This window comes from Caballeronia sp. LZ032 (assembly GCF_031451315.1).
Lineage (GTDB): Bacteria > Pseudomonadota > Gammaproteobacteria > Burkholderiales > Burkholderiaceae > Caballeronia.
This window is the reverse complement of record NZ_JARUXP010000003.1, coordinates 913593-938749: the sequence shown is the minus strand read 5'-3', so window position 1 is coordinate 938749 and position 25157 is coordinate 913593. Positions and strand designations below refer to the sequence as shown.

The 25157-nt window shown below is 64.5% G+C and carries 20 protein-coding genes; 8 read left to right on the top strand and 12 right to left on the bottom strand.

Features of this window, described 5'->3' with window-relative positions; translation table 11 throughout:
• Nucleotides 1-2 precede the first annotated feature (2 nt).
• Both QCE69_RS25645 and QCE69_RS25640 read right to left on the bottom strand, forming a co-directional pair.
• Nucleotides 3-1307 (bottom strand): dicarboxylate/amino acid:cation symporter, encoded by a 1305-nt coding sequence (locus QCE69_RS25645; protein ID WP_309817039.1) that lies wholly within the window; start codon nt 1305-1307, stop codon nt 3-5.
• A 157-nt stretch (nt 1308-1464) separates the two neighbouring features.
• On the bottom strand, nt 1465-2370 hold the full coding sequence (locus QCE69_RS25640; RefSeq protein WP_309933700.1) for a LysR family transcriptional regulator: 906 nt from the start codon (nt 2368-2370) through the stop codon (nt 1465-1467).
• Between the two features lie 103 nt (nt 2371-2473).
• Between QCE69_RS25640 and QCE69_RS25635 the strand changes: the two genes are divergently transcribed.
• Nucleotides 2474-6016 carry an indolepyruvate ferredoxin oxidoreductase family protein gene (locus QCE69_RS25635; RefSeq protein ID WP_309933698.1) on the top strand — a complete coding sequence of 1181 codons (3543 nt, stop codon included), beginning with the start codon at nt 2474-2476 and terminating at the stop codon, nt 6014-6016.
• Here the strand turns inward: QCE69_RS25635 and QCE69_RS25630 are convergent.
• Complete coding sequence (locus tag QCE69_RS25630; protein WP_309924290.1) at nt 5980-6954, bottom strand: LysR family transcriptional regulator; 975 nt, start codon at nt 6952-6954, stop codon at nt 5980-5982. The two genes, QCE69_RS25635 and QCE69_RS25630, sit on opposite strands and share 37 nt — an antisense overlap.
• Nucleotides 6955-7075: 121 nt before the next feature.
• Here QCE69_RS25630 and QCE69_RS25625 point away from each other — a divergent pair, with 121 nt between their 5' ends.
• Genes QCE69_RS25625 through QCE69_RS25615 form a run of 3 tightly spaced genes read left to right on the top strand, consistent with a single transcriptional unit; the run spans nt 7076 to nt 10753 of the window.
• Nucleotides 7076-8809: an IlvD/Edd family dehydratase gene (locus QCE69_RS25625; protein WP_309933695.1), complete on the top strand. Its 1734-nt coding sequence runs from the start codon at nt 7076-7078 to the stop codon at nt 8807-8809.
• A gap of 37 nt (nt 8810-8846) precedes the next feature.
• Complete coding sequence (locus QCE69_RS25620) at nt 8847-9776, top strand: dihydrodipicolinate synthase family protein (protein ID WP_309933694.1); 930 nt, start codon at nt 8847-8849, stop codon at nt 9774-9776.
• Between the two features lie 35 nt (nt 9777-9811).
• Entirely contained in the window at nt 9812-10753 is a 942-nt protein-coding gene (locus QCE69_RS25615) for a Gfo/Idh/MocA family oxidoreductase (protein ID WP_309933692.1), read from the top strand.
• On the opposite strand, the gene QCE69_RS25610 is transcribed toward QCE69_RS25615, so the two are convergent.
• The 5 genes from QCE69_RS25610 to QCE69_RS25590 all read right to left on the bottom strand — a co-directional run bounded on the left by QCE69_RS25610 (nt 10748) and on the right by QCE69_RS25590 (nt 16856).
• Nucleotides 10748-13213 (bottom strand): glycosyl hydrolase 2 galactose-binding domain-containing protein, encoded by a 2466-nt coding sequence (locus QCE69_RS25610; protein ID WP_309933689.1) that lies wholly within the window; start codon nt 13211-13213, stop codon nt 10748-10750. The two genes, QCE69_RS25615 and QCE69_RS25610, sit on opposite strands and share 6 nt — an antisense overlap.
• 68 nt (nt 13214-13281) lie before the next feature.
• Entirely contained in the window at nt 13282-14286 is a 1005-nt protein-coding gene (locus QCE69_RS25605; RefSeq protein ID WP_309933688.1) for a DUF1839 family protein, read from the bottom strand.
• Nucleotides 14283-15350, bottom strand: coding sequence for an amino acid--[acyl-carrier-protein] ligase (locus QCE69_RS25600; RefSeq protein WP_309933686.1), 1068 nt, complete (start codon nt 15348-15350; stop codon nt 14283-14285). Before QCE69_RS25600 ends, QCE69_RS25605 begins: the two co-directional genes overlap by 4 nt.
• A gap of 4 nt (nt 15351-15354) precedes the next feature.
• Nucleotides 15355-16608 (bottom strand): acyl-CoA dehydrogenase family protein, encoded by a 1254-nt coding sequence (locus QCE69_RS25595; protein ID WP_309924278.1) that lies wholly within the window; start codon nt 16606-16608, stop codon nt 15355-15357.
• Entirely contained in the window at nt 16605-16856 is a 252-nt protein-coding gene (locus QCE69_RS25590) for an acyl carrier protein (RefSeq protein ID WP_309817013.1), read from the bottom strand. The genes QCE69_RS25595 and QCE69_RS25590 overlap by 4 nt, the downstream gene beginning before the upstream one ends.
• 399 nt (nt 16857-17255) lie before the next feature.
• On the opposite strand from QCE69_RS25590, the gene QCE69_RS25585 reads away from it, so the two are divergent.
• Nucleotides 17256-17999 (top strand): YdcF family protein, encoded by a 744-nt coding sequence (locus QCE69_RS25585; protein WP_309924276.1) that lies wholly within the window; start codon nt 17256-17258, stop codon nt 17997-17999.
• Here QCE69_RS25585 and QCE69_RS25580 read toward each other — a convergent pair.
• On the bottom strand, nt 17990-20659 hold the full coding sequence (locus QCE69_RS25580) for an excinuclease ABC subunit UvrA (protein ID WP_309933683.1): 2670 nt from the start codon (nt 20657-20659) through the stop codon (nt 17990-17992). The two genes, QCE69_RS25585 and QCE69_RS25580, sit on opposite strands and share 10 nt — an antisense overlap.
• Nucleotides 20660-20832: 173 nt before the next feature.
• Between QCE69_RS25580 and QCE69_RS25575 the strand changes: the two genes are divergently transcribed.
• Nucleotides 20833-21081 (top strand): hypothetical protein, encoded by a 249-nt coding sequence (locus tag QCE69_RS25575; protein WP_309933682.1) that lies wholly within the window; start codon nt 20833-20835, stop codon nt 21079-21081.
• A gap of 42 nt (nt 21082-21123) precedes the next feature.
• Here the strand turns inward: QCE69_RS25575 and QCE69_RS25570 are convergent, their stop codons facing one another.
• Nucleotides 21124-21549 (bottom strand): hypothetical protein, encoded by a 426-nt coding sequence (locus QCE69_RS25570; RefSeq protein WP_309924272.1) that lies wholly within the window; start codon nt 21547-21549, stop codon nt 21124-21126.
• 549 nt (nt 21550-22098) lie between these two features.
• Here QCE69_RS25570 and QCE69_RS25565 point away from each other — a divergent pair.
• On the top strand, nt 22099-22854 hold the full coding sequence (locus tag QCE69_RS25565) for a FadR/GntR family transcriptional regulator (RefSeq protein ID WP_309924270.1): 756 nt from the start codon (nt 22099-22101) through the stop codon (nt 22852-22854).
• Nucleotides 22855-22878: 24 nt separating this feature from the next.
• Here the strand turns inward: QCE69_RS25565 and QCE69_RS25560 are convergent, their stop codons facing one another.
• Nucleotides 22879-23289: a hypothetical protein gene (locus QCE69_RS25560; RefSeq protein WP_309933680.1), complete on the bottom strand. Its 411-nt coding sequence runs from the start codon at nt 23287-23289 to the stop codon at nt 22879-22881.
• Nucleotides 23290-23366: 77 nt separating this feature from the next.
• Nucleotides 23367-24188, bottom strand: a complete 822-nt coding sequence (locus QCE69_RS25555) for an alpha/beta hydrolase (RefSeq protein ID WP_309934190.1) — start codon at nt 24186-24188, stop codon at nt 23367-23369.
• A gap of 276 nt (nt 24189-24464) precedes the next feature.
• Here QCE69_RS25555 and QCE69_RS25550 point away from each other — a divergent pair, with 276 nt between their 5' ends.
• The gene (locus tag QCE69_RS25550) at nt 24465-25112 is read left to right on the top strand and encodes a carbonic anhydrase (RefSeq protein ID WP_309933678.1); all 648 of its coding nucleotides are present in this window, start codon (nt 24465-24467) and stop codon (nt 25110-25112) included.
• The last annotated feature ends 45 nt before the right edge of the window (nt 25113-25157 follow it).

The following is a 25157-nucleotide window of genomic DNA, read 5'->3' as shown; positions in this document are numbered from 1 at the left end:
CTTCAGACCTGTGCGGGATGCGCCAGCGAGGCGTCCTGTTCGGCTTCGATGCGCGCGGCGTTGGCGTCCGCGTCCCGCTCTGACAGCAACTCGCCTTCCCACTTCGCCACCACCGCGCTGGCGATGGAATTGCCCACGGCATTGGTCGCGGAGCGGCCCATGTCGAGGAAGGTATCGACGCCCAGGATCAGGAGCAAGCCCGCTTCCGGAATGTTGAACTGATTGAGCGTCGCGGCGATCACGACCAGCGACGCGCGCGGCACGCCCGCCATGCCCTTCGACGTCAGCATCAGGATCAGCAGCATGGTGAGCTGCGTGGTCAGCGACAGATGGATGTTGTAGGCCTGCGCGATGAACAGCGACGCGAAAGTGCAATACATCATCGAGCCGTCGAGGTTGAACGAATAGCCCATCGGCATCACGAAGCTGGAGATCTTGCGGCGCACGCCGAAGCGGTCGAGCGCGTCGAGAATCTTCGGATAGGCCGCTTCCGAACTCGCCGTTGCGAACGACAGCATGAACGCCTCTTTGATGAGCGAGAGCAGCTTCAATACGCGCCGCCCGAGGAAGAAGAAGCCCGCGAGCGCGAGCAGCCCCCACAGGATGAACAGGCTCAGATAGAAGTCGGCCATGAAGACGGCGAACTTCATCAGGATCGACAGCCCGTTCACCGCGACGGTCGCGGCCATCGCGGCGAGCACTGCGAGCGGCGCGAGCTTCATCACGTAGCCGGTGATCTTGAGCATCACGTGCGAGAGCTGGTCGATGGCATCCAGCAGCACCTTGCCTTTCTCGCCGAGCGCGGCGAGCGCGACGCCGAAGAACATCGAGAACACGACGATCTGCAGGATCTCGTTGTTCGCCATCGATTCGGCGAACGAGCGCGGCACCATGTGGCCGACGAAGTCCTTCAGCGTGAACTTGGAAGTGGCGAGATTGGCGGAGGCGCCGATGTCGGGCAGCGGCAGACCGAGGTTATCGCCGGGCCGCAGCAGGTTGGACATCAGCAGGCCGAGCAGCAGCGAGACCAGCGAGGCGGTGACGAACCACGCGAGCGCCTTGGCGAACACGCGTCCGACCGAGGCGGCGTCGCCCATGTGCGCGATGCCGACGACCAGTGTGGAGAAGACGAGCGGACCGATCAGCATCTTGATCAGCCGCAGGAAGACATCGGAGACGAGGGAGATGTAACCGGCAATCTCGGTTGCGGCTTTCTTGTCTGGAAAGCTGGTGAAGACCATGTAGCCAAGCCCGATGCCGATAACCATCGCGACCAGGATCCAGACGGCGGACGAACTCTTCTTCATCTCCAAACCTCCATGGTTTGCATGTCAATCAGATTGCATGTCAAATTTCGGATGGAACGGGCGATGCGAGATTTCCGGCACTGCTCAGATTCTACTGCGGCTTTTTAATGGCGTCGCTTGCGAAAAAATAGCGGAATGCGCGTGAGTCCGGGCGACTTCAGCCGCCGCACGCGTGGATCAGGAACTGCTGCAATGCGGTGGCGGGGCCGTTCAGTGCGGCGCCCTTGCGCCAGATCATGCCGGCTTCCATGTGGGGAATCACGTCGTGCACGGGCCGCGCCTCGATGCGCTTGCCTTCCAGCGACCACGGCCGGAACACCATGTCGGACAGCACCGTGACGCCGAAGCCGTGCGCCACGAGCCCGCGCAGCGCTTCCATCGAACTCGTGCGAAAGGCCACCGCCGGCTCGATGCGCTTCTTGCGCCAGTAGCGCATCGTGGAGTGCTCGCCTTCGTCGACAGTAATCATGATGTACGGATGCGCGGCGATGTCCTTGAGCGACACCGCCTCCCGCTGCGCCAGCGGATGCGAAGGCGCGACCCACAACTGCCGGCGCGAGCGCATCAGCACTTGCGTATGAAAGCGGCTGGCGCGTTCCAGGTTGGAGAGCAGCACCACGCCGATGTCGATCTCTCCGTTCGCCACCGCGGTTTCGATGTCGGCCCGTTCCATGTCGCGGAGATCGAATTCGATGAACGGATAGGTCGCGCGAAAACGCGCCAGCAACTCGGGCAGGAAATAGCCGAGCAGCGTGTAGGAGGCCGCGATGCGCGCGACGCCGCGCATGTCGTGCGAACGGAACGGCGGCTTGTGCATGGCGTCGCGGGCGGCGTCGAGCACGCGGCGCGCGTGATTGTGGAAGTCCTGACCGTCGGGCGTCAGCGCGACGCCCTGCGGCAGGCGTTCGAACAGCTTCGTGCCGAGCGCGTCTTCGAGCGCTTGCACCGCGTGGGTGATCGCCGATTGCGACACGTGCTGGTTGGCGGCCGCCATCGAGAATTGCCCGGTTTGCGCAGCGGCCACGAAATAGCGCAATTGCCGCAGGGTGAGATCGAACGTCATCTGATTTTCAGATACCAGAGTTGTTTATTCATGATTTTACGATGGCGGACCGCCTTCCTATACTCGGGAAAAACTAAAAATCCCGAATCTGGAGACGAGCCCCATGAATGCACCCGATCGCGCTGCGCTGGCTTCCGCCGACGTTTCACTCGACGACAAATACACCCTGGAGCGAGGCCGCGTCTACCTGAGCGGCACGCAGGCGCTGGTCCGTCTGCCGATGCTTCAGAAAGCGCGCGACCGGCTGGCGGGGCTGAATACGGCGGGTTTCATCTCGGGTTATCGCGGTTCGCCGCTGGGTGCGCTCGATCAGTCGCTATGGAAGGCGAAGGCGCACCTGAAGGAGCACGACATCGTGTTCCAGCCGGGCGTGAATGAGGATCTCGCGGCCACGGCAATCTGGGGCACGCAGCAGATCAACCTGTGGCCCGGCGCCACGCGCGAAGGCGTGTTCGGCATGTGGTACGGCAAGGGACCGGGCGTGGACCGCACCGGCGACGTCTTCAAGCACGCAAATTCGGCAGGCACGGACCCGCATGGCGGCGTGCTGGTGCTGGCGGGCGACGATCATGCGGCGAAGTCGTCGTCGGTCGCGCATCAGTCGGATCACGCGTTCATTGCGGCGGGCATGCCGGTGCTGTATCCGTCGAACGTGCAGGAATATCTCGACTACGGCCTGCACGGCTGGGCCATGAGCCGCTATTCGGGCCTGTGGGTGGCGATGAAATGCGTGACCGACGTGGTGGAGTCGACTGCGTCGATCGATCTCGATCCGGACCGCGTGCACATCGTCACGCCCACCGATTACGCGATGCCGGAAGGCGGCCTCAACATCCGCTGGCCCGATGCGCCGCTCGCGCAGGAAGCCCGCTTGCTCGACGAAAAGTGGTACGCGGCGCTCGCCTACGTGCGCGCGAACAAGCTGAACCGCGTCGTGATCGATTCGCCCACGCCGCGCTTCGGCATCATCACGGCGGGCAAGGCTTATCTCGATGTGCGCCAGGCGCTGATCGACCTTGGTCTCGACGATGACACCTGCGCGCAGATCGGCCTGCGGGTGCTGAAAGTGGGCTGCGTCTGGCCGCTCGATGCACAGGACGCGCGCGCGTTCGCCACGGGTCTGGAAGAGATTCTCGTCGTGGAAGAGAAGCGGCAGATCCTCGAATATGCGCTGAAGGAAGAGCTTTACAACTGGCGCGAGGATGTGCGACCGCGCATCTACGGCAAGTTCGACGAACGCAACAACGAAGGCGGCGAGTGGTCCGTGCCGCGCGGCGACTGGCTATTGCCGGCGCATCATGAACTCTCGCCGGCGTTGATTGCGAAGGCGGTCGCGCGGCGTCTTGCGCATCTCGACCTTCCCGCCGACGTGCGCGCGCGCATGCTGGCGCGGGTCGCGACCATCGAGGCGAAGGAGCGCGAAGCAAGCAAGCCGCGCGTGGAGGCCGAACGCAAGCCGTGGTTCTGTTCAGGTTGCCCGCACAACACGTCGACGCGCGTGCCCGAGGGTTCGCGCGCGCTGGCGGGCATTGGCTGCCATTACATGTCGATGTGGATGGACCGCAACACGGAAACCTTCAGCCAGATGGGCGGCGAGGGCGTGGCGTGGATCGGCCAGATGCATTTCTCGGGCGACAAGCACGTGTTCGTCAATCTCGGCGACGGCACGTATTTTCATTCGGGCCTGCTGGCGGTGCGCGCGGCGATTGCCGCGAACGCGAGCATCACCTACAAGATTCTCTACAACGATGCGGTGGCGATGACCGGCGGCCAGCCCGTCGACGGCGTGCTGACGGTGCCGCAGATCGCGCATCAGGTGTTCGCGGAAGGGGCGAAGCGGATCGTCATCGTGACGGACGAGCCGCAGAAGTACGATGCGACGGTCGTGCTGCCGCAAGGCGTGAGCGTGCATCATCGCGACGAACTGGACCGCATCCAGCGCGAGCTGCGCGACACGCCGGGCACCACGATCCTCATCTACGATCAGACCTGCGCCACCGAAAAGCGCCGGCGCCGCAAGCGCGGCACTTATCCCGATCCGGCCCGCCGCGCGTTCATCAATGACGCCGTGTGCGAAGGCTGCGGCGACTGCTCGGTGCAATCGAACTGTCTCTCGGTCGAGCCGCTGGACACGGCGCTCGGCACCAAGCGCAAGATCAACCAGTCGGCGTGCAACAAGGACTTCTCCTGCGTGAAGGGCTTCTGCCCGAGCTTCGTCACCGCCGAGGGCGCACAGGTCAGGAAGCCGCGCGCAGCAAAAGGCGCCACACCCGACTTCGACGCGCTGCCGCTGCCCACACTGCCCGAGCTGGCGAAGCCGTATGGCGTGCTCGTGACAGGCGTCGGCGGGACGGGTGTGGTGACGATCGGCGGCTTGATCGGCATGGCCGCGCATCTCGAACGCAAGGGCGTGACCGTGCTCGACATGGCCGGACTCGCGCAGAAAGGCGGCGCCGTGCTGAGCCATGTGCAGATCGCGCCCACGCCGCAGGCGCTGCACGCGACGCGCATCGCGACCGGCGAGGCGCGGCTCGTGATCGGGTGCGATGCGGTGGTGTCGGCGTCGAAGGACGTGCTGTCGCGCACGCGGCACGGCATCACGCAGGCGGCGATCAACAGCGGCGCCACGCCGACGGCGGACTTCATCACCGACGCGAACTGGCGCTTCCCGGCCGCGCAGACGGAACAGGCGTTGTCGGAGAGCATGGGCGAGGGCTGCGCGTTCATCGACGCCAATGCGCTCGCCCTGAAGCTGCTCGGCGACACGCTCTACGCAAATCCGCTGCTGCTGGGCTTCGCGTGGCAGAAGGGCTGGCTGCCGCTGGAACTGGCGAGCCTGAAGCGCGCAATCGAACTGAACGGCGTGGCGGTGGAGAAGAACTGGCTGGCGTTCGGATGGGGACGTCATGTGGCGCAGCACGGCGTGGGCAGCTTGCTCGATGCAGGCCGGCAGACCATCGTGCTGAAGATGCCCGAGTCGCTCGACCAGGTGATCGCCACGCGCGAAGCCCTGCTGACGGCGTATCAGAACGCGGCGTATGCGCGCGCTTATCGCGACGTGGTCGAGCGTATCCGCGCCAGGGAGCAAGGCCTGGGCGGCCATGCGAAGCTGCCGCTGACGCGCGCGGTCGCGGTGAACCTCGCGAAGCTGATGGCGTACAAGGACGAATACGAAGTGGCGCGCCTGTATGCCGATCCGGCGTGGCTCGACAAGCTGCGCGACCAGTTCGAAGGCGAGCCGGGCCGCGACTACGCGTTGTCGTTTCATCTCGCGCCACCGCTGTTCGCAAAACGCGACGAGCACGGGCATCTCGTCAAGCAGCGCTTCGGCGGCTGGACGCTGCATGCGTTCCGGGCGCTCGCGCGGCTCAAGGGCGTGCGCGGCACGCCCTTCGATGTCTTCGGCAAGACCGCGGAGCGCCGCACTGAACGCCGTCTGATCGCGGACTACATGGCGCTGGCCGATGAATTCTGCGCCACGCTCGACGACGCGCGCCTCGATACGGCCCTGCAACTCGCGAAGCTGCCAGATGAGATTCGCGGCTTCGGCCATGTGAAGGAACGCAACATGGCGGCGGTGCAGGTCAAGCGCGAGCGGCTGCTTGCAAGCTATCGCGCGCCGGTGGAATCCAGGGCGACGGCCTGAGCGCCATACACGTCGAGCGCGGCGGCCTTCAGCGCACGCACCATGGTTTCGGTGGCGGGCGTGAGCAGGCGGTCGGCGCGCGTGACGATGCCGTAGTCGTCCATGCGGCAATCCATCTGCAAGGGCAGGATCTCGACGATCCGATGACGCGCGTAATAGCGCGCCACGTCTTCCGCCAGCACGGCGATCATGTCGCTCTGTTCGAGCAGTTGGGTGACGAACAGGATCGCCGCCGTTTCGACCACGTTCGACGGCGGCGCGAGACTGGCGCGCTGGAACATCAGGTCGAAGCGATGCCGCAGCACGCTGCCCGCCGGCGGCACGAGCCACGCGGCCTGCTGCACGTCGGCGAGCGCCAGGTTCTTTCTCTTCAGCAGCGGATGCTCCGCGCGCACCACGGCGCGCGCCGGTTCGCCCGCGAGCGGCGCATAGCGCAACTGCACGTTGTCCTGTTCCGCCGAGAGGCGCCCGATCACGATGTCGAGCTTGTCCTGCGCGAGACGTTCGAGCAGCGCATTGCTGCCGTCGATCTCGACGGACACGCGAATGTCCGCATGCAGGCGCTTGACGGCCGCGACGGCGGCGGGCAGCAGCCGCACGCCGGGCGACGTGATCGCGCCGATGCTCACGTGACCGAGCCTTCCCGACTTCAACGCAAGCAGTTCTTCCTGCGCCTGATCGAGGCTGCCGAGCACGGCGCGCGCGTGGCGGATGACCGCTTCGCCATACAGCGTGGGCCGTACGCCGCGCGGTTCGCGGTCGAACAGCGTGACGCCGAGCGCTTCTTCCAGTTCGCGCAGGGTCTTGGATGCAGCCGGCTGCGTCATGTTGAGCGCCGCCGCCGCGCGATGAACATTGCCTTCCTCCGCCAGCGCCGCGATCAGCAGCAGCTGACGCGTCTTCAGATGGTTGCGGACGTTCGAGACACTCGTATTCATGAATGAACCCGGGTTATTACTAATGCCGGAATGGTTATCGATGAAGTCCATCTTTTCATTAGTAGATTATCACCCGCAGGCATACACTCGGGCGCATAACGAACTGACACGGAAGAGACACATGTCCGCCCCCAAGCCCAAGCTGCGCTCCGCGCAATGGTTCGGCACCAATGACAAGAACGGCTTCATGTACCGAAGCTGGATGAAGAACCAAGGCATTCCGGACCATGAGTTCGACGGCAGGCCGATCATCGGCATCTGCAATACCTGGTCCGAACTCACACCCTGCAATGCGCACTTCCGCAAGGTCGCGGAACACGTGAAGCGCGGCGTCTACGAGGCGGGCGGCTTTCCGGTGGAGTTCCCGGTGTTCTCGAACGGCGAATCGAACCTGCGCCCGACCGCGATGCTCACGCGCAACCTCGCCGCGATGGACGTGGAAGAAGCGATTCGCGGCAATCCCATCGACGCCGTCGTGCTGCTCACGGGCTGCGACAAGACCACGCCCGCGCTGCTGATGGGCGCGGCCAGCTGCGACGTTCCGGCCATCGTCGTGACCGGCGGCCCGATGCTCAACGGCAAGCTCGATGGCAAGAACATCGGCTCCGGGACGGCGGTGTGGCAACTGCACGAGTCGCTGAAGGCGGGCGAGATCGACCTGCATCAGTTTCTCTCGGCGGAAGCGGGCATGTCGCGTTCGGCGGGCACCTGCAACACCATGGGCACCGCCTCGACCATGGCGTGCATGGCCGAAGCGCTCGGCACCTCGCTCCCGCACAACGCCGCGATTCCCGCCGTCGATGCGCGCCGCTACGTGCTCGCCCACATGTCGGGCATCCGCATCGTGGAGATGGCGCTGGAAGGTCTCACGCTCTCGAAGATCCTGACGCGCGAGGCCTTCGAGAACGCGATCCGCACCAACGCGGCAATCGGCGGGTCGACCAATGCGGTGATTCACCTGAAGGCGATTGCGGGGCGCATCGGCGTGCCGCTGGAACTCGAAGACTGGACGCGCATTGGCCGCGACACGCCGACCATCGTCGACCTGATGCCGTCGGGCCGCTTCCTGATGGAAGAGTTCTATTACGCGGGCGGGCTGCCCGCCGTGCTGCGGCGGCTGGGCGAAGCCGGGCTCATTCCGCATCCGGCCGCGCTGACCGTCAACGGCAAGTCCCTGTGGGACAACGTCAAGACCGCGCCGATCACCAATGACGAAGTCATCCGCACGCTGGATCATCCGCTGATCGCGGACGGCGGCATCCGCGTGCTGCGCGGCAATCTCGCGCCGCGCGGCGCGGTGCTGAAGCCTTCCGCCGCCACGCCGGAACTGCTGAAGCATCGCGGCCGCGCCGTGGTGTTCGAGGATCTGGAGCACTACAAGGAACGCATCGTCGATGAATCGCTCGATGTCGACAAGGACTCCGTGCTCGTGCTGAAGAACTGCGGGCCGAAGGGATATCCGGGCATGGCCGAAGTGGGCAACATGGGCTTGCCGCCGAAGCTGCTGCGCCAGGGCATCAAGGACATGGTGCGCATCTCCGACGCCCGCATGAGCGGCACGGCGTACGGCACGGTGGTGCTGCACGTGGCGCCCGAAGCGGCGGCGGGCGGGCCGCTGGCGGCCGTGCGCGACGGCGACTGGATCGAACTCGATTGCGACGCCGGCACGCTGCATCTGGACATCGGCGAAGAGGAGCTGGCGCGCCGCATGAGCGACCGCAAGCCGCCGCGTTCGCATGGCGACGGCGGTTATCAGCGGCTGTATGTGGACCACGTGTTGCAGGCGGACGAGGGCTGCGACCTCGACTTTCTCGTCGGCATGCGCGGTGCGGCGGTGCCGAGACATTCGCACTGAGTGCGCTTGAAGAACCCGAGACCATGAGGACGCCAGCATGAGCCGTCACGTCAGTCCACGCTATCGCGGCATCTTTCCGGTCGTGCCGACGACCTTCACCGACAGCGGCGAACTGGATCTGGAGAGCCAGAAGCGCGCGGTGGATTTCATGATCGACGCGGGCTCGGACGGCCTGGCGATCCTCGCCAACTTCTCCGAGCAGTTTTCTTTGGCCGACGACGAGCGCGACGTCCTCACGCACACGATCCTCGAACATGTGGCGGGCCGCGTGCCGGTGATCGTCACCACCTCGCACTACGGCACGCGCGTGTGCGTGGAGCGCAGCCGTCGCGCACAAGAGCTGGGCGCCGCGATGATCATGGCCATGCCGCCGTATCATGGCGCGACCTTCCGGGTGCCCGAGAGCGCCATCTACACGTTCTACGCGCGCCTCTCGGACGCGTTGACGATCCCCATCATGATCCAGGACGCGCCCGCCGCAGGCACGCCGCTTTCAGCGGCCTTCCTGGCACGCATGGCGCGCGAGATCGAGCAGGTTTCGTACTTCAAGATCGAAACGCCGGGCGCGGCGAACAAGCTGCGCGAGCTGATCGGCCTCGGCGGCGAAGCCATCGAAGGTCCGTGGGACGGTGAGGAAGCCATCACGCTGCTCGCGGACCTTAACGCGGGCGCGACCGGATCGATGACGGGCGGCGGCTTCGCGGACGGCATCCGGCCGATCATCGAGGCGCATCGCGAAGGACGTACCGACGATGCCTTCGATCTCTATCAGCGCTGGCTGCCGCTCATCAATCACGAAAACCGTCAGGCCGGCTTGCTGGCGACCAAGGCGCTGATGAAGGAAGGCGGCGTCATTGCCTGCGATGCGCCGCGTCATCCGCTGCCTGCGATGGGACGCGAAACGCGCGACGAACTCATCGCCATCGCGCGCCGTCTCGATCCGCTGGTGTTGCGCTGGGCCCGCTAGGGTATCGTGACGCCTTCATGCAAAGGAGAGAGGACATGGAAGGAGTCGTTCGGCTTGGCGTAGTGGGCATCGGCAAGATCGCGCGCGATCAGCATCTGCCGGCCATCGCCGCCCAGCCCGGGTTCGAGCTCGTCGCCTGCGCGAGCCGTCATGCGAGCGTGGATGGCGTGCGCAACTATCGGGATGTCGGCGAGCTGCTGGCTGCCGAGCCAGGGATCGACGCGGTGTCGCTGTGCGCGCCGCCGCAAGTGCGCTATGAACAGGCGCGGGCCGCGCTCGAAGCCGGCAAGCATGTGATGCTGGAGAAGCCGCCGGGCGCGAGCGTGAGCGAGGTCGAGGCCCTGCATGAGATCGCCCGGGCGCGTGGCCGCACCTTGTTTGCGACGTGGCATTCACGCGCAGCGCCGGCTGTCGAAGCGGCGCGTGCATGGCTGGCATCGCGGGAAGCGGGCGCGCTGCGGTCAGTGGAAGTGCGCTGGAAAGAGGACGTGCGGCGCTGGCATCCGGGACAGGAGTGGATCTGGGAGCCAGGCGGTCTCGGCGTATTCGATCCCGGCATCAACGCGCTCTCCATCGTGACCCGCATCCTGCCGCATGAGGTCGCATTGCGCGGCGCGACGCTGACCACGCCCGCCGATACCGCGACGCCCATCGCCGCCGAACTCGATTGCGTTGCAAGCAACGGCGCGCCCGTGCGCGCAGTGTTCGACTGGCGGCATGGCCCGGTCGAGGAATGGGACATCGATATCGAAACGGAAGGCGGCCGTCTGTCGCTGCGTGAGGGCGGCAAGCGTCTTGCCATTGCGGGCAAGGACATCGACGCAGGCCCGGAGCGCGAATATCCCGCGCTGTACGAGCGCTTTCACGAACTCATCGCGACGAACACGAGCGACGTCGATGTGCGTCCGTTGCGCCTCGTTGCCGATGCGTTCCTGAACGGACGCATCGTCGGCACCGAGGCCTTCGGGCGTTCATGACGCCCGATAAGGCGCACTGCGCGAAGCATTGACCGCGCACACATCGCCCTCCGGCGCGGCGCGCACATTTGCGTGCCGTGCCACGAGCGGAACGCGTCGCGGCTGGCCGGGTGCGAGATGAAACCAGTCGATGCGTGCGCGATAGTCCGGGTCATCGATGTGCACCCAGCGCGCCAGATGCGCGGTCTCGATCACGAGACTCCAGCCAGCCCCGTCTTTCTCCACGCCCGCCTTGAGGCCGATGTCGCGCCGCTCGCCGATCGACGGATCCGGGAAATGGAAGGCTTCGGACAAGGTCTCGCCGGTGCCGGCATCGCGCAGGATCACGTGCGTGACATCATGCGCGCGCGGGCCGAAGCGGTACGCATACGCGCTGTCGAAGAAGGCGCCGATCAGCCGGTTCGATGAAATGCGCTGCACACTGCGCGCGGGCAGCACGATATCGCACGCGCCGCCCGCGACCTTCACCGACCCTTCACGCAGGCACGCCAGTTCCACACGCCCGCGAATCTCGTGCGCCGTCTCGTTGACGAGATGCACGTCGAGGCCTTCGAGCCCTTCGTCGAGCAACAGCGCCTGCACGGGCTGAAGCACGCGCGCGAGGCCATGCAGTGCACTCTTGGGCGCGCCCAGCACGTCGATGACGCCCCAGCCCGCGCCGGGTCTCACATCGAGCAGATTCCACACGATGCCGCCCGCACAGGTCGAGCCCTGCCTGCGCCATTCGGAAAACACAGCGCCAATGACATCGGCGACCACTGCGCGCGACAGCTCCAGATAGCGCTCGGGATTCTCATAGCGCAAGCGCGGCACGTCCTGTCGATAGAGCGACTGCATGTAGTACTCGCGCACGTCGTCGAAGTCCCAGGCGGAACCCGGATCGCGCGGCACGCCGGCTTTCCAGCGCGGCTCGTGCGCGCGCGGATTCGGCAGCGCGCGCAAGGCGACATCGTCGGGCACGTTGGCGAACGCCAGACACTCTGACGCGAAGCGGACCTGTGCGCGGCGGACGTCATCGAACGAGCGTTGATACGCGGGCACGCCGTAGTAATGCGTGATGCCGCCGCGCGTGCCGAAGGGCATCGACTCGGTATCGCCGGGCGCGGCGCTCGGCGAGTTCACGACATAGGCGACATCGGGCCGCTCCGCAGCGATCGCCTCGGGCAGCCACTCGGTGAACAGGCGTTGCTGATAGGCGTCGAAGGGCAGGCCGAGCATCGCGGCCTGCTGATGCACCTCGCTTCCGCCGCACAGCACCGCCAGCGAAGCAAAACGCCGCGTGCGCGCGAGGAACTGGCGGGCTTCACGCTGCACGCTCAGATGGAAGGCTTCGTCATCGGGGTAATCGAAATTGGCGAACGCGAAGTCCTGCCAGACGAGCACGCCGTAACGGTCCGCGAGTTCATAGAACGTATCCGACTCGTACAGCGTGATGCCGCTGACGCGAATCATGTTGAGGCCCGCGTCGCGGACCAGCGTGAAGAGGGCTTCGAGCTTCTCATGCGGCGCGTCGAGCGCGACGATATCCGCCGAGGTCCAGCACGCGCCGCGCGCGAACACGGGCACGCCATTCACGACCGGCTGAAAGCCCTGGCCATCCGCGCCGCGATCCACATGCACGGTGCGAAAGCCGATCTGGCCCAGCGCGATATCGCCAAGCTTGACGGCATAGCGGAAGGGTTCGCCGTGCGTATGCGGATACCACAGGCGCACGTCCGGAACCTGCACGCGGCCGGTCAGCGTATGCGCGTCCTGCCATTGCATGACCGCATGCGCTTCGCCGCATTCGAGCCGCACCGGCGCGGCCTCCTGCGCATGAAAGAAGCGCACGGTGACATCGAGCACGCCGTCATTGCCTTCCACGCGGGAACGCATGTCGATCGACTCGATACAGCCCTGCGCTTCGCCGATCAGTTCCACCGCGCGCCACGGTCCGGCCGGCTGGATTGTCGGACACCAGCCCGCCATGTGACCGAGCAGCGTCGTGCGCACGTTGCGCAAGGTGGCCGGTTGCGCGAGCTTCGGACGCCAGCGCGCACGGCCCCGTTTCGCGGCGAGCGCGGGCGCGATCGAACGAAAGCACAGGTGCAGCACGTGCTCGCCCTTCAGTTCGACATCGAGATCATGCGCGATGAACATCGAATCCGAGTCGAGCAATTTGACGTCGTCGAGCCAGACTTCGGTGATGGTTGCAAGGCCATTGAAGCGCAGCCGGCGCTTGCCGTGCCCGCTCAGCTTCAGCCGATACCAATGATCCGCATGCGCGAACGGCTGAGCCAGCGCCTCGTCTTTCACGCCGGTTGCGCGCAATGCCGAAGCCACCGTGCCCGGCACGGGCGCGTCGATCCAGTGTGTCTGCGTGTCGAGCGAAGCCGGTGTCGCGCAGGCACCCGCGGGCGTGCTCACGCATTGCCAGCCGTCGGCGAGGCGTCGCGGCGCGTGCGCGAGCGAGACGTGCATGACTCTTCCTCGTGAATGGAATAAGAGAACATTGAAGAAGCCGCGTCATCGCGACGCGGCTTCGGTCTTCAGAGAAAGCGCGCGGCGAGCGGCTCGATGACCTTGTCGTACGAAGTCTGCATCGATCCGAGGCAGTCTTCGCACAGGTCGGTGCGCGAGCGCATGCGGGCGCGCGCGAGACGGAACTGCATGACCATCGCTTCGCTTGCAATCGCCTGAGCGCTTGCCTGGATCTGGCCCGGCACGTCCACGCCATGTGCGTTCAGCCAGCCGAGATACTTCGACAGCAACTCGAAGTTCGAACCGATCTGACGCATCATGTTGAACGTGTAGAGGTGGTAATACGCCGGGTCGCGTTCGAGCATCGCACGCATGTGCTCGGGGAACGCCGCACGCCATTGCACCACCGGGTTCGACGCCGGCCGGTCCTGCAGACGCAGCTTGAGCAGTTCCACCGAACGCTGCACGAGCGCTTCGCCTTGCAGCGGATCGCGCGCGCGCTTCACGAATTCGACGTAAGGAAACAGCGCCTGCACGTCGCTCGCGAGACCGGGCGTCAGACGGAAGACGCCGTCGTAGTCCTCGCCGGACAGCGAGAAATACCCCGCGTTGTGGAAGTACGTGATGTGCTTCGCTTGCGCGTCGATGGCGTCGATGGCGATGGTCGTCTTCGTATGCGTCTGCCGGTACGCGGTGGCGCGCGTATCCGGCAGCCAGTACGAGTCCATCTCCGCGACCACGATCTGGCCGCGCTTCGTCTGCTCCACCACGTGCGCCTCGACCGTGTCGTAGATCGCGAGCTCCTGGGCCTGGAGACCATAGAGCCGCGCGATATCGTCGAGCGAGAACTTCGGGAACGTGAACTGATCGCCCTCGAAGTTCTGCGTCACGGTGAAACTGAGCGCCGCGTGCGGATCGCAGCCGTAGTGATGCAGCAGCTCGATCCACAAGTCGACGTAGCAGTTCGTCTCCAGCCACACGCGCTCGTCGCGATGCAGCGCGTGCTGGCGATATTCGCCATGCGCGGGCGCGGACGTGTCCGTCACGGCATCAGCCGGCGAGCGTGCGTTCATGCCCGATTACCCAGTTTGTCGAGACCCTGGGCGATGAGCGCGGCCTTGTCGCCCCACAGCAGCTGGCGCACCTGCTCCGGCCATGCGTTGACGTCGAGGCCGTGGTGGCGGAACAGCGCCAGCGTCGTGCGTTCCATGCCGAAGCCCACGCAGGCGGTGTGCGCGACCTGGTCGTCGGCCTGGCTGATGTGCCACAGCTCGCCGAAGTGGTCCTGGTGATAGTTGAACGACAGGCACGCCGTGGGACGGTCGGGCGTCGCGACCGGCACCAGCAGTTCGAACTTGAGTTGCTGTTCGCGCTGGCTGTCCGCGACGATCTTGCCGCCGCGGCCGAAGAACGGGTCGTTGGCGAGATCGATCTCATACGGCAGGCCCAGCAGTTCGATCAGCAGCGAGCCGCGCTCGATCCACTTCTGACGGAACGCCATCACCTGTTCGGGGCTGCCCACGCGGATGTATTCGCGCATGCGGAACATCTGCATGCGGCCCGGATCGATGGACGGCTCGTGACGGAAGCAGTACGAGAAGGCGTCGAAGATCGCGCCGTCGGCAGCGAGCTTGCCGCGCTTCGCGACCAGCGGATAGATCGGATAGCATGCGGCCGGCGTGAGCACGAGGCGCGTGGGCTTCTGCTGATCCATCCAGTCGTCGGAGCGCTCTTCCTCTTCACCGATGTGCACGATCTTGTCGAGCGCTTCGAGCAGGCGATGATGCCCGCGATCGTTGCCCTGGAACGAATGGATCGTGCCGGCGAGGTTCGGGAAGCTTTTCAGGTATTCGCTGTCTTCGAAGTCGCGGCGGCGCATGGCCGGCGGGAAGCGCAGCACTTCGGCGTGCTGGTCGGCGCCGAGCAGCGTGATCGCCTGGTTCAGACGCTCGACGATGTCCTCGAACACTTCGCTGCGGCCATAGAGGCCGTCTTCGCCGGTATCGATGAGGATGCCCGCTTCAATCAGGCGGTCCCGCAAGGTCAGGTCCGATTTGTCGTACGGTGCCTGCGTCTCTTGTGTTTGAGTTTGTGCTTCGGCCTGCATCATGGCGGCCTGTTCTGTCGGCATGTTCATAGCGTCAAAGGGTTCCCGTTGCGGCGCGCTGCGCAAGCAGCAGGTTCGCCGTGTTCAATTCAATGCGGTCGTTGCTGATCATGAGGGGCGCCGAATGCAGATCGCGCAGATGGCGTCCCACGCTGAACGGCGTGTCGTTCTTGTAGCCGGCCATGCCGCAGATCATCAGCGTCTCCTGCACCACGTGCAGCGCCGACTGCGAAATCGCCAGCTTGAGCATGTTGAGGTCTGCGTTGATGCCGATCGACGCCGTAAGCGGCGCGTCGTCGTCGTTGCCTTGCGTGGCCCGGCGGATGGCGCGTTCGGCGCTCGCGGCCTCGACGTTGGCGAGCGATTCGCGCAGGCGCGCCTGCATCATCCTGATGAGCGTGATGATCTGCGAGAGCCGCGCCGCCGAAGGAGGCAGGGCGGGCTTGCCGCGCGCCTGGTTGCGGAAGAACTGATGCGCGCGATTCGCTGCGTCGCAGGCAATGCCGCACCACACCGACGACCACAACGTGTGCGATACGGGCAGCATGCTTTCGTCGGCGATCTTCGAGAACGGCGCGGGCAGGATCTGCTCGGCGATGCCGCTTGCCGTGAGCCGATGGCCCTGGCTGCACGTGCCGCGCATGCCCAGCGTGTCCCACGTGCCGCGCTGTTCGAGCGTGAGCGTTTCACGCGGCGCGACGATCAGGACCTGATCGGAAGGCGGTGCATCCGGATGACGGCGCGCCGTCACGAGAATGCAGTCCGCGTAGGTGCCGTACGAAATGGTCGGCGCCATCTTCTCGATCTGGAACGCGTTGTCGACGAGATCGACCGCGCATGCGCTCGTCCGCATGTTGCCGCCGATGTTCTCTTCGGACGTGGCCGACGCGAGCAGCAGTTGCTCGTTCACCATGCGCGCGAGGAACGCGCGCTGCCAAGGCACGTTGGCGCCATGATCGACGATGCACACGACCTGGCTCTGGTGCATGGCGTAGATCATCGCGGACGAGGCGCAGCCCTGGGCGAGGGCTTCACACAGGCGGGCCACGCCGGTCAGCGAGAGTCCGTCGCCGCCGTGTTCCACCGGCACCATCGCGGAGAAGAGACGCTCCTCGCGCATCGCAGCGACCGCTTCCGCAGGAAAGCGCGCTTCACGATCCACTGCATCGGCGTGCTGCGCCGCGACGGCGGCGACACGCTTTGCAGCATCGATCAACGCGCTTTCGCTGCGTGCGTTCATGCTCTGTGCCAGTTGCGCCGCCTCGAGCTCCTGAGCGGGCGCGTTCATGCGGCCGCCTGCGAGCGGCGCAACTCCTCGACGGCGGCCGCGAGCGAATCGACGCTCGAAAAGAGCCGGCGCGTGAGCATGTGATCGGGGATCTCGATGCCGAACTCGTCTTCGATCGCGAGCATCACGTGAACCGTGGCGAGCGATGAGAGACCGGCGGCGTAGAGATCGTCGCTGTCGGAGAGCGTATCGACAGGCACGTCGAGCCGAGCGGACTCGGCGAGGATGCGGCGCAATTCAGTTTTCATTGTCTGTGTTTTCCCTTGTACCCGGCCAACGGTGCATTAAATCCGGAAGGCGACGTAGCGTGGTGGTCGAATGTCGTCTTCGCTCCGGAGCGAAATGGGGTGGTGTTGTTCACTTTCGTGAAGACGATTTCACGAGAGCCCTCGCACTCACCTTCTTGTTTGTTGTTTGATCGTATTTAACGAATTACGAGGCCGGGACGTCCGTGCGATGGCGCACGGTGGGCCTTCAAGAGCAAAGGCGTGCTATGTGCGATATCCGGCACGCAGCATTTCGCGTCAATCCTTCAGACTGGCTGCTGCACTGCTTCAGGTAAGACCTGCAGCTTCCACGAGCCTGTGCCTTGCAAAAACTATGCGAGACTGCAAGGCATTTGAAAACTGACTCACGGGGTGAGGTAATTGGTACTGTTCTCCTTTCTGCTGGGCTTCGTCGCACTGTTCATCGTGTGGAGGAAGCGCCGCGTGGCGGTTCTGCTGATGGCGGGCGCCTTCTTCTGGTTGGTCGGCAGTTGGCTGGCCGGACCCTTGATGAGGCTTGCAAACGACGGGCATGCCGTCATGACCGAGCCGCGCTTCGGTCCGCACACGGTCATCATCGTGCTCGGCGGCGGGACCGAGTACGACCGCAACCGGCATTTGATTCCGAAAGGCGACACCATCACACGCGTGGATCTCGGCGCGTCGCTGTACAAGCGGTGCCGGATGCGCGAACCGGACTGCCTCGTGATCGTGAGCGGCGGCAATCCGCAGCGTCACGAGCTGAGCGAAGCGGATGTCATCGGACCTTTGCTGCTCGAACGGGGTGTCGAAAGCCGCGACCTGATCCTCGAAAACACGAGTCTCGACACTTACGCCAACGCGCGCAATACGGAGAAAATCCTACGGTCGCGGCGATACGACACGTCGATCCTCGTCACGTCCTCGCTGCACATGCAGCGCGCGCTGCTGGCTTTTCAGGTGTTCGGCATCGATCCGCAGCCCGGCGTAGCCTTCATACGGAATCCCAAATCATGGTGGGTGCCGCATCCTGAAGGATGGATCGATTCGAACTTCGCGCTGCATGAATTGATCGGCATCATGCGGTTCTGGGTGTGGCACTGGATCGGTCTGTATCCGGGCGTGCAGCCCGGTGCTCAGCGCTGAAGCGCTTCTTTCAGATAGCGCGCAGTGCGGCTTTCGGCATGCTTCGCGACTGCATCGGGAACACCCGTAATCACCACCTTGCCGCCATCCTCGCCGGCACCCGGGCCCATGTCGATGACCCAGTCGGAATGCGCGGCCACGCGCATGTCGTGTTCGACGACGACCACCGTGTTGCCCGCATCGACCAGCCCTTGCAGCTGGCGCATCAGGCGGTCGACGTCGGCGGGATGCAGGCCGGTGGTGGGTTCGTCGAGGATATAGAGCGTGTCGCCGCGATGGGCGCGCTGCAGTTCCGTCGCGAGCTTGATGCGTTGCGCCTCGCCTCCCGATAGCTCGGTGGCCGGCTGACCCAGGCGCAGATAGCCGAGCCCGATGTCGCGCAGCACGGCAAGCGCACGCATGATGTTGGGTTCATCGGCGAAGAAAGCGCATGCGGCATCGACGCTCATGTCCAGCACTTGCGCGATGTTCTTGCCGTGCCATTCGATCTCCAGTGTCTGCGCGTTGTAGCGCGAACCGTGGCAGGTCGAGCAGGACGTGTACACGCTCGGCAGGAACAGAAGTTCGACGCTGACGAAGCCTTCGCCTTCGCACGTGGGGCAGCGCCCCTGTGCGACGTTGAAGGAGAAGCGGCCCGCGCCATAGCGGCGCTTGCGCGCGCTCGGCGTGTCCGCAAAGAGCTTGCGGACGTGATCGAACAGGCCGGTATAGGTCGCGAGGTTCGAGCGGGGCGTGCGGCCGATGGGCTTCTGATCGACACGCACGAGACGCCTGATCGTCTCCATGCCTTCGACGATGCTTCCGCCTGCGGGCGCGTCCGGTGTCGCGAGCAATGGGTCGGATTCGTCTTCGGTGGCGTCGTCGAGGGCGCGTCCGAGGTGTTCGGCGACGAGCTCCGGCAAAGCCTGGCTGACGAGGCTCGACTTGCCCGAGCCCGAGATGCCGGTGACCGTCGTGAAGGCGCCGAGCGGAAAGGCGGCATCGACGCCATCGAGGTTATTGCGCTCGATGCGCGCAAGCCTGAGCCAGCCACGCGGCCGGCGCGGCGCGCGCTCGACCGCACGATGTTGCGCGAACAGGTGTTCACGGGTCTGCGAGGCATCGACGGCTGCAAGGCCTTCCGGCGGGCCGCTGTAGAGCACATGACCACCGCCTTCGCCCGCGGCCGGACCGACATCGACGAGCCAGTCGGCACGGCGCATCGTGTTCAGATCGTGTTCGATGACGAACAGCGAATTGCCCGCGGCCTTGAGACGCTGCAACGCGACGAAGAGCGCCTCGTTGTCCGCAGGATGAAGTCCGGCCGAGGGTTCGTCGAGCACATACACGACGCCGAACAGTTGCGACGCCAGTTGCGTGGCGAGCCGCAGGCGCTGTAGTTCGCCGGACGAGAGCGTGGGCGTCGCGCGGTCGAGCGACAGATAGCCGAGGCCAAGATCGATGAGCGTTCGTAAGCGCTCCAGCAGATCGGCGGCGATGCGTTCGGCTGCGGCGCGTTTTTCGTCCGAAAGATTCGCGGTGCGGCGCACATCGGGCGCCGCCTTGTGAGCCGAGCCGCCGGCCGCGACTCGTTGCGTAGTGGCCGCGCGGCGAGCGGCCTTGTCCAATGTCTCGCCATGCGGCTGCGTCTGCGTGGACCAGTCGCCGCGTGCGATGGGCGCGAGCAGGTCGGCGAGGCGGTTCATCGGCAGATGCGCGAACCCGGCGATGTCCAGTCCCGCGAAGGTGACGGAGAGCGCTTCCTTCTTCAGCCGTTTGCCGTGGCACGAAGGGCAGTCGCTGCCCACCATGAAGCGCGATACGCGCTTCTTCATCAATGCGCTTTGCGTGTGCGCAAAGGTATGCAGGATGTAGCGCCGCGCACCGGTGAAGGTGCCCTGATAGCTCGGCTCGGCGCCGCGCTTCAATGCCGCGCGGGTTTCCTTCGGTGTGAGTCCGGCGTAGACCGGTGCGGTCGGCTGCTCTTCGGTGAAGAGGATCCAGTCGCGGTCCTTCTTCGGCAGATCGCGCCAGGGGGTGTCGACGTCATAGCCGAGGGTCACGAGGATGTCGCGCAGGTTCTGACCGTGCCAGGCGGGCGGCCACGCGGCGATGGCGCGCTCGCGGATGGTGAGGGAGTCGTCCGGCACCATTGACTTCTCCGTGACCTCGTACACGCGTCCGAGGCCATGGCAGACGGGACACGCGCCCTGCACGGTGTTCGGGGAGAAGTCCTCCGCGTAAAGCATGGGCTGCTTCGGCGGATAGCTGCCCGTACGGGAATACAGCATGCGCACGAGGCTGGACAGGGTCGTCACGCTGCCTACGGAAGAACGGGCATTCGGCGCGCCGCGCTGCTGCTGTAGCGCGACTGCGGGCGGCAGGCCTTCTATCGAATCGACCTGCGGCACGCCGACCTGTTCGATGAGCCGTCGTGCGTACGGCGCGACTGATTCGAAATAGCGGCGCTGCGCTTCCGCGTAAAGCGTACCGAATGCCAGCGAGGATTTTCCGGACCCCGAGACGCCGGTGAAGACCACGAGGGCGTCGCGGGGGACGTCGACATCGACGTTCTTCAGGTTGTGCTCACGCGCGCCGCGAACGCGCACGAAACCTGCTCTGGACTTTTCATTGGCATCGTCGTGTGCGGCGACAGCGTGATGGGCTTTGCGGACATCCATGGCAAAAAGTGGTGATGGCTTCGAGATTGCATGCAGCATTCCATATGCCGGATGGCATTTTGCGTTATGCATGTTGAATGCAGAATGCGGGCGAGAATTTCTTTCACGCGTGGATTGCGTGGGCGTCAGCGCTCGTTCAGAACCGTGATGAGACTGATAGGAGAGGCAATGCAATGAAATCAGAGACAAGCGGATTGAAGATACTGCTCACACTGACGGCGAGCCTGGCGATGGGCGTATCGGGCGCTGCAATGGCGGGCGGGAACGGCAATGGCGGTTCAGGCGGAGGCAATGCGCACGGCGCGGCGACTGCCGGACCGACGGCCGGAGGCGACAATACCTCCGTGCCGGGCAGTACGCGCCAGGGCCTGCATTTGAAGCACAAAAAGAAGGCGAAGCCCGCGCCGTCCAGCGCGCAGTGATGATGACGAGCACGGCCGGAGCACGCGTCCGCGCGAAATGTTTCAGGCTGCCGCGACGCCTTCGATGTCGATGTCGTCGGTCCCGAGGCGCGAGAAGATATCGCAGACTGCGCGCATCTCCGCTTCATCGCGGATGCTGACGACCACGCGCGTCAGGCCGCACAGCGTGTCGGCGTCGCCGCCGTCCGCGCCGAACGACGGAAGAATGTCGTCGCCGGTGATGTCGAGACCGAACGGGTACTCATGCGTATCGACGACGCCGAGATGTTCGCCGTGACCGGCGTATTCGGCTGAGATCCACTGGTTTTGCGCCGCCGCGCTTTGCACCACCGAACTGTGAAAGTCCGCAAAGCCGGTCATGCTGGCCACGCGGACACGGTCTCCCGCGATGCCTTCCGCGCGGAGGTCTTCGAGTGCTTCGTCGAGCTTGCGGGAGCCGAAAAAAGCTCCGGATACTTCTCGCATCATTGCCTGTCTCCTTGCTGCCTCGGTGCCACGAATTCAGTATCGCCGTGAAGCGAGCCTTTGTGAACACGGGTTCATACCGGTTGTCGCCCCGAGGGATCGGGAAAAGCGCGAGAGGCACAGGGAGCGGCGCACGAGGGCGCGGCAGCGACACGCCGGAAAACCCTTATTCAGGCTCGCGAGTGCGCGAGGAGATGGCGAATCCAACGGATGCGGACCGGGATACGCGAGCCTGGCGACGAAATGAACCCACTGGCCGGGTGCCGGGGCAGATACAGCCGACACCCGGAGCCCACGGTTGCGGTTCCAGGCGTGTTCACTTCATGCGGTACATGAACTTTACGCCGCAAAGGACCGATTATCAACGGTTTGATGCGGCCCTAATCGATTGAAACGCAAGGTTTTTTCGGGGCAGTTCGTCGCAGCGGCATGGCGGTCTCAGCTTTGGCATGCTGCATGATGCATACAAAAACCGCGGAAACGATCAGTCATCGTACAAGCTGACTTGCGCCCTATAATGGGCGATCGAGCCTATTCAAGACCGGTCCTCCCATGTCCCAAGCACTGTCGTCCGGCGCGCTGCGCCGCTCCCGCAACCTGACCGAGGAGGTTGTCGCCGAGTTGTCGGAGCGCATTCGCAGCGGTGCACTTCAGCCCGGCGACAAGCTGCCGACGGAATCGGAAATCATGGCGCAGCTCGGCGTCAGCCGCACGGTCGTGCGTGAATCGATCTCGCGCCTGCAGGCCGCGCGTCTCGTACAGACGCGGCATGGCATCGGCACCTTCGTGCTGGAGGCAACCGATCACGACCGCTTCCAGATCGAAGCTGCGGGCGACCTCACCGTACGCGACGTGATGGCGATTCTCGAACTGCGTATCAGCCTCGAAGCCGAGGCGGCCGGGCTCGCCGCAATGCGCCGCACGGACGAGAATCTGGCGCAGATGCGCCGCGCGCTCGACGAGTTCGAACGCCTGATCGAAGCGGGCGAGAGCAGTGCGGTCACCGCCGATGTCGCCTTCCACCTCGAACTCGCGAAGGCCACCGGCAACCGGTACTTCCACAGCATCCTGAGCCAGCTTGGCAACACCATCATTCCGCGCACGCGGGTCAACTCCGCGGCGCTCGCTCATCACGATCCCGGCAGCTATCTAGATCGCGTGAATCGCGAGCACGAAGATATCTTCGACGCCATCGAGCGTCGCGATCCCGAAGCCGCGCGCGCCGCAATGCGCATGCACCTGTCGAACAGCCGGGAGCGTCTGCGTCGCGCGCATGAGGCTTCGGGGAAGGGCCAGGAGGCGAGCTGAGCCGCCTTGCCTGGAGCCTGCGTGCTACGCCTCGTCAAGCATCACGGAGAGCGTGCCGGCTTCGTTCTGCACACCTGCATCGAGATCAATTTCGTGCGGCGCCATCTTCGCAATGGCGCGCAGCAGGCGTGGCGAGAAGCCCGCGCCGAAACGTGCAAGGGCGTCATTGCGTGTGGCTTCATCGGCATGCGAGAGCGCACGCAGTTCGCTCAACGGCAAGCCTACGAACAGATCGATTGGGTAAGGCGGCGCATCGGGGTCGGCATCGGTCGTCGGCGCACCCGGTGCTCGTATCCGCAAGCCGGGCTGCAGGTGCGACGCCAGTTCCGCGGTCACCTGATAGGGCGCCTCGGCTTCCAGTGCGCCGCGTGCCTCGCTTGCCAGGAAAGGAGCGACGTCCTGCAAACGCGCCAGTTCTTCATCGGAAAGCAACATGGTGTTCTCCCTGCGGATAGCGGTGACGTTATCACGGCCCGTAGCACATGCCGGTCCAGCGTGCGTTCACGCCAGCGTCATTCGCGATGTTCCGCAATGCAGGCGGCGATCGCTTCGTTCACGGCATCGGCGGCATCGCGATGCGGTGAATGTCCGCATTGCGACAGCTTGACGAGCCGCGCGTGCGGCACGGCTTCCTGAATCCTGTCGAGTTGCAGCATCGATGCATATTCGTCATCGTGTCCCTGAATGGCGAGCAGCGGCTTTCTTATCGCGGCGATCTCGGCGGTGATGTCCCAGTGCAGGAACTCGGGATTGAGCCACGCGTCGTTCCAGCCGTAAAAGGCCGAATCCACGTCATCGTGATAGGCGCCCAGCCTGTCGCGCAGCGCACTGGTCTCATAGACCGCGCGCGTTTCCCTGATCGCCTGCACCGTCATGGGTTCCACGAACACATGCGGCGCCATGATGGCGGCGCCCGCCAGAGCATCGGGGAATGCGCTGGCATGGAGCAGGGCGATCGTGCCGCCGTCGCTATGACCGATGAGCCACATGCGGGCGCGCTCCCGGGCATCGATGCGCAACGCATCGAGCAACGCGGGCAATACGACCTGCGCCTCATGATGCAGGAAGCTGACCGGCCAGGTTTCGCCGGGCCGGCGCGGAGTCGAGCGCCCATAGCCCGGACGCGAGAAGACCAGCCCGCGACATTGCAGCCGGTCACACAACACTTGTGGCCAACGCTTCCATAACCTGACCGATCCCAGTCCCTCATGCAGGAATACGGCGATGTGCGCATCGCCGCGTTCGGCATTGAGCCATTCGTATTCGACCCGCACGGGATATGCGCCGCCGTTCAAATCGGCAAAAGAAACAGACTGGCCTGTCTGAAATGTCATATTGGAAGATCGGCAAGATAGAGCACAAAGATTAACAGACACCGTCGGGCGGTTATGCGAATCTCCCTTGCGAGCATGCATCGGAACAGTGCATGCAAGGTAATGAATAAAGCTATTGAATCGCAAGCAACACACAAAAAACAGGTTTCTCAGTCCATTGGATTTTTTCTCTGGACTTGCCTGAACTTTTTCTGCGAAAGTCATTCGTAAGAATGCGCGCCACGCTGCGTTAAACCTTGTCCCTATTTATTTGAATGTCGCTTATGGAGAATGTGGATGAAACGACCTAAACGAATGTTGCTGGAGAACATTGCCTGGGCGCGTGAAACAGCGCATGCCGATGCGGACTTCTTTCCGCGCCTGGCGCAAGGTCAAAGCCCGCGCGTGCTGTGGATCGGTTGCTCGGACAGCCGCGTGCCTGCCGAGACCGTGACGAATGCGGATCCCGGGGACCTCTTCGTTCATCGCAACATCGCCAATCTGTTTTGTCCATCCGACGACAACACGTTGAGCGTGCTCGAATATGCGGTGCGTGTGCTGAAGGTGGATCACGTCATCGTCTGCGGCCATTACGGCTGTGGCGGCGTGCGTGCGTCGCTGCTGCCGTTGTCGAACGACCTGCCGCATGTCAATCGCCGCATCGCGCCGCTATGCGCACTGGGCGAGACGCATCGCGACCATCTCGCCACCTTTGCGGACCTCGATACCCGCGCCAATCGGCTCGCCGAACTGAGCGTGTTCGAACAGGTGCGTCTGCTGCGCGAGCACGCCATCATCCGTGAACGCGATAACCCTCCGCTCGTGCATGGGTGGATCTTCGGCCTGCATGACGGACATCTCAAGGTGCTGGCTTCAGGTTATGAAAACGAATCCGGTCATCAAGGCAGCGATCAGGTAAGCGCTGCTCTGCTTGAAACAGTCTAGGCACTCAATTCAGCCGTTGATTCTTATGCGATGTCGCGAAAGCGA

Excerpts from the sequence above, each read along its gene's own strand:
- QCE69_RS25645 (WP_309817039.1), bottom strand. The coding sequence starts at position 1,307 with ATGAAGAAGAGTTCGTCCGCCGTCTGGATCCTGGTCGCGATGGTTATC.
- QCE69_RS25640 (WP_309933700.1), bottom strand. The coding sequence starts at position 2,370 with ATGACGTTCGATCTCACCCTGCGGCAATTGCGCTATTTCGTGGCCGCT.
- QCE69_RS25635 (WP_309933698.1), top strand. The coding sequence starts at position 2,474 with ATGAATGCACCCGATCGCGCTGCGCTGGCTTCCGCCGACGTTTCACTC.
- QCE69_RS25630 (WP_309924290.1), bottom strand. The coding sequence starts at position 6,954 with ATGAATACGAGTGTCTCGAACGTCCGCAACCATCTGAAGACGCGTCAG.
- QCE69_RS25625 (WP_309933695.1), top strand. The coding sequence starts at position 7,076 with ATGTCCGCCCCCAAGCCCAAGCTGCGCTCCGCGCAATGGTTCGGCACC.
- QCE69_RS25620 (WP_309933694.1), top strand. The coding sequence starts at position 8,847 with ATGAGCCGTCACGTCAGTCCACGCTATCGCGGCATCTTTCCGGTCGTG.
- QCE69_RS25615 (WP_309933692.1), top strand. The coding sequence starts at position 9,812 with ATGGAAGGAGTCGTTCGGCTTGGCGTAGTGGGCATCGGCAAGATCGCG.
- QCE69_RS25610 (WP_309933689.1), bottom strand. The coding sequence starts at position 13,213 with ATGCACGTCTCGCTCGCGCACGCGCCGCGACGCCTCGCCGACGGCTGG.
- QCE69_RS25605 (WP_309933688.1), bottom strand. The coding sequence starts at position 14,286 with ATGAACGCACGCTCGCCGGCTGATGCCGTGACGGACACGTCCGCGCCC.
- QCE69_RS25600 (WP_309933686.1), bottom strand. The coding sequence starts at position 15,350 with ATGAACATGCCGACAGAACAGGCCGCCATGATGCAGGCCGAAGCACAA.
- QCE69_RS25595 (WP_309924278.1), bottom strand. The coding sequence starts at position 16,608 with ATGAACGCGCCCGCTCAGGAGCTCGAGGCGGCGCAACTGGCACAGAGC.
- QCE69_RS25590 (WP_309817013.1), bottom strand. The coding sequence starts at position 16,856 with ATGAAAACTGAATTGCGCCGCATCCTCGCCGAGTCCGCTCGGCTCGAC.
- QCE69_RS25580 (WP_309933683.1), bottom strand. The coding sequence starts at position 20,659 with ATGGATGTCCGCAAAGCCCATCACGCTGTCGCCGCACACGACGATGCC.
- QCE69_RS25575 (WP_309933682.1), top strand. The coding sequence starts at position 20,833 with ATGAAATCAGAGACAAGCGGATTGAAGATACTGCTCACACTGACGGCG.
- QCE69_RS25570 (WP_309924272.1), bottom strand. The coding sequence starts at position 21,549 with ATGATGCGAGAAGTATCCGGAGCTTTTTTCGGCTCCCGCAAGCTCGAC.
- QCE69_RS25565 (WP_309924270.1), top strand. The coding sequence starts at position 22,099 with ATGTCCCAAGCACTGTCGTCCGGCGCGCTGCGCCGCTCCCGCAACCTG.
- QCE69_RS25560 (WP_309933680.1), bottom strand. The coding sequence starts at position 23,289 with ATGTTGCTTTCCGATGAAGAACTGGCGCGTTTGCAGGACGTCGCTCCT.
- QCE69_RS25555 (WP_309934190.1), bottom strand. The coding sequence starts at position 24,188 with ATGACATTTCAGACAGGCCAGTCTGTTTCTTTTGCCGATTTGAACGGC.
- QCE69_RS25550 (WP_309933678.1), top strand. The coding sequence starts at position 24,465 with ATGAAACGACCTAAACGAATGTTGCTGGAGAACATTGCCTGGGCGCGT.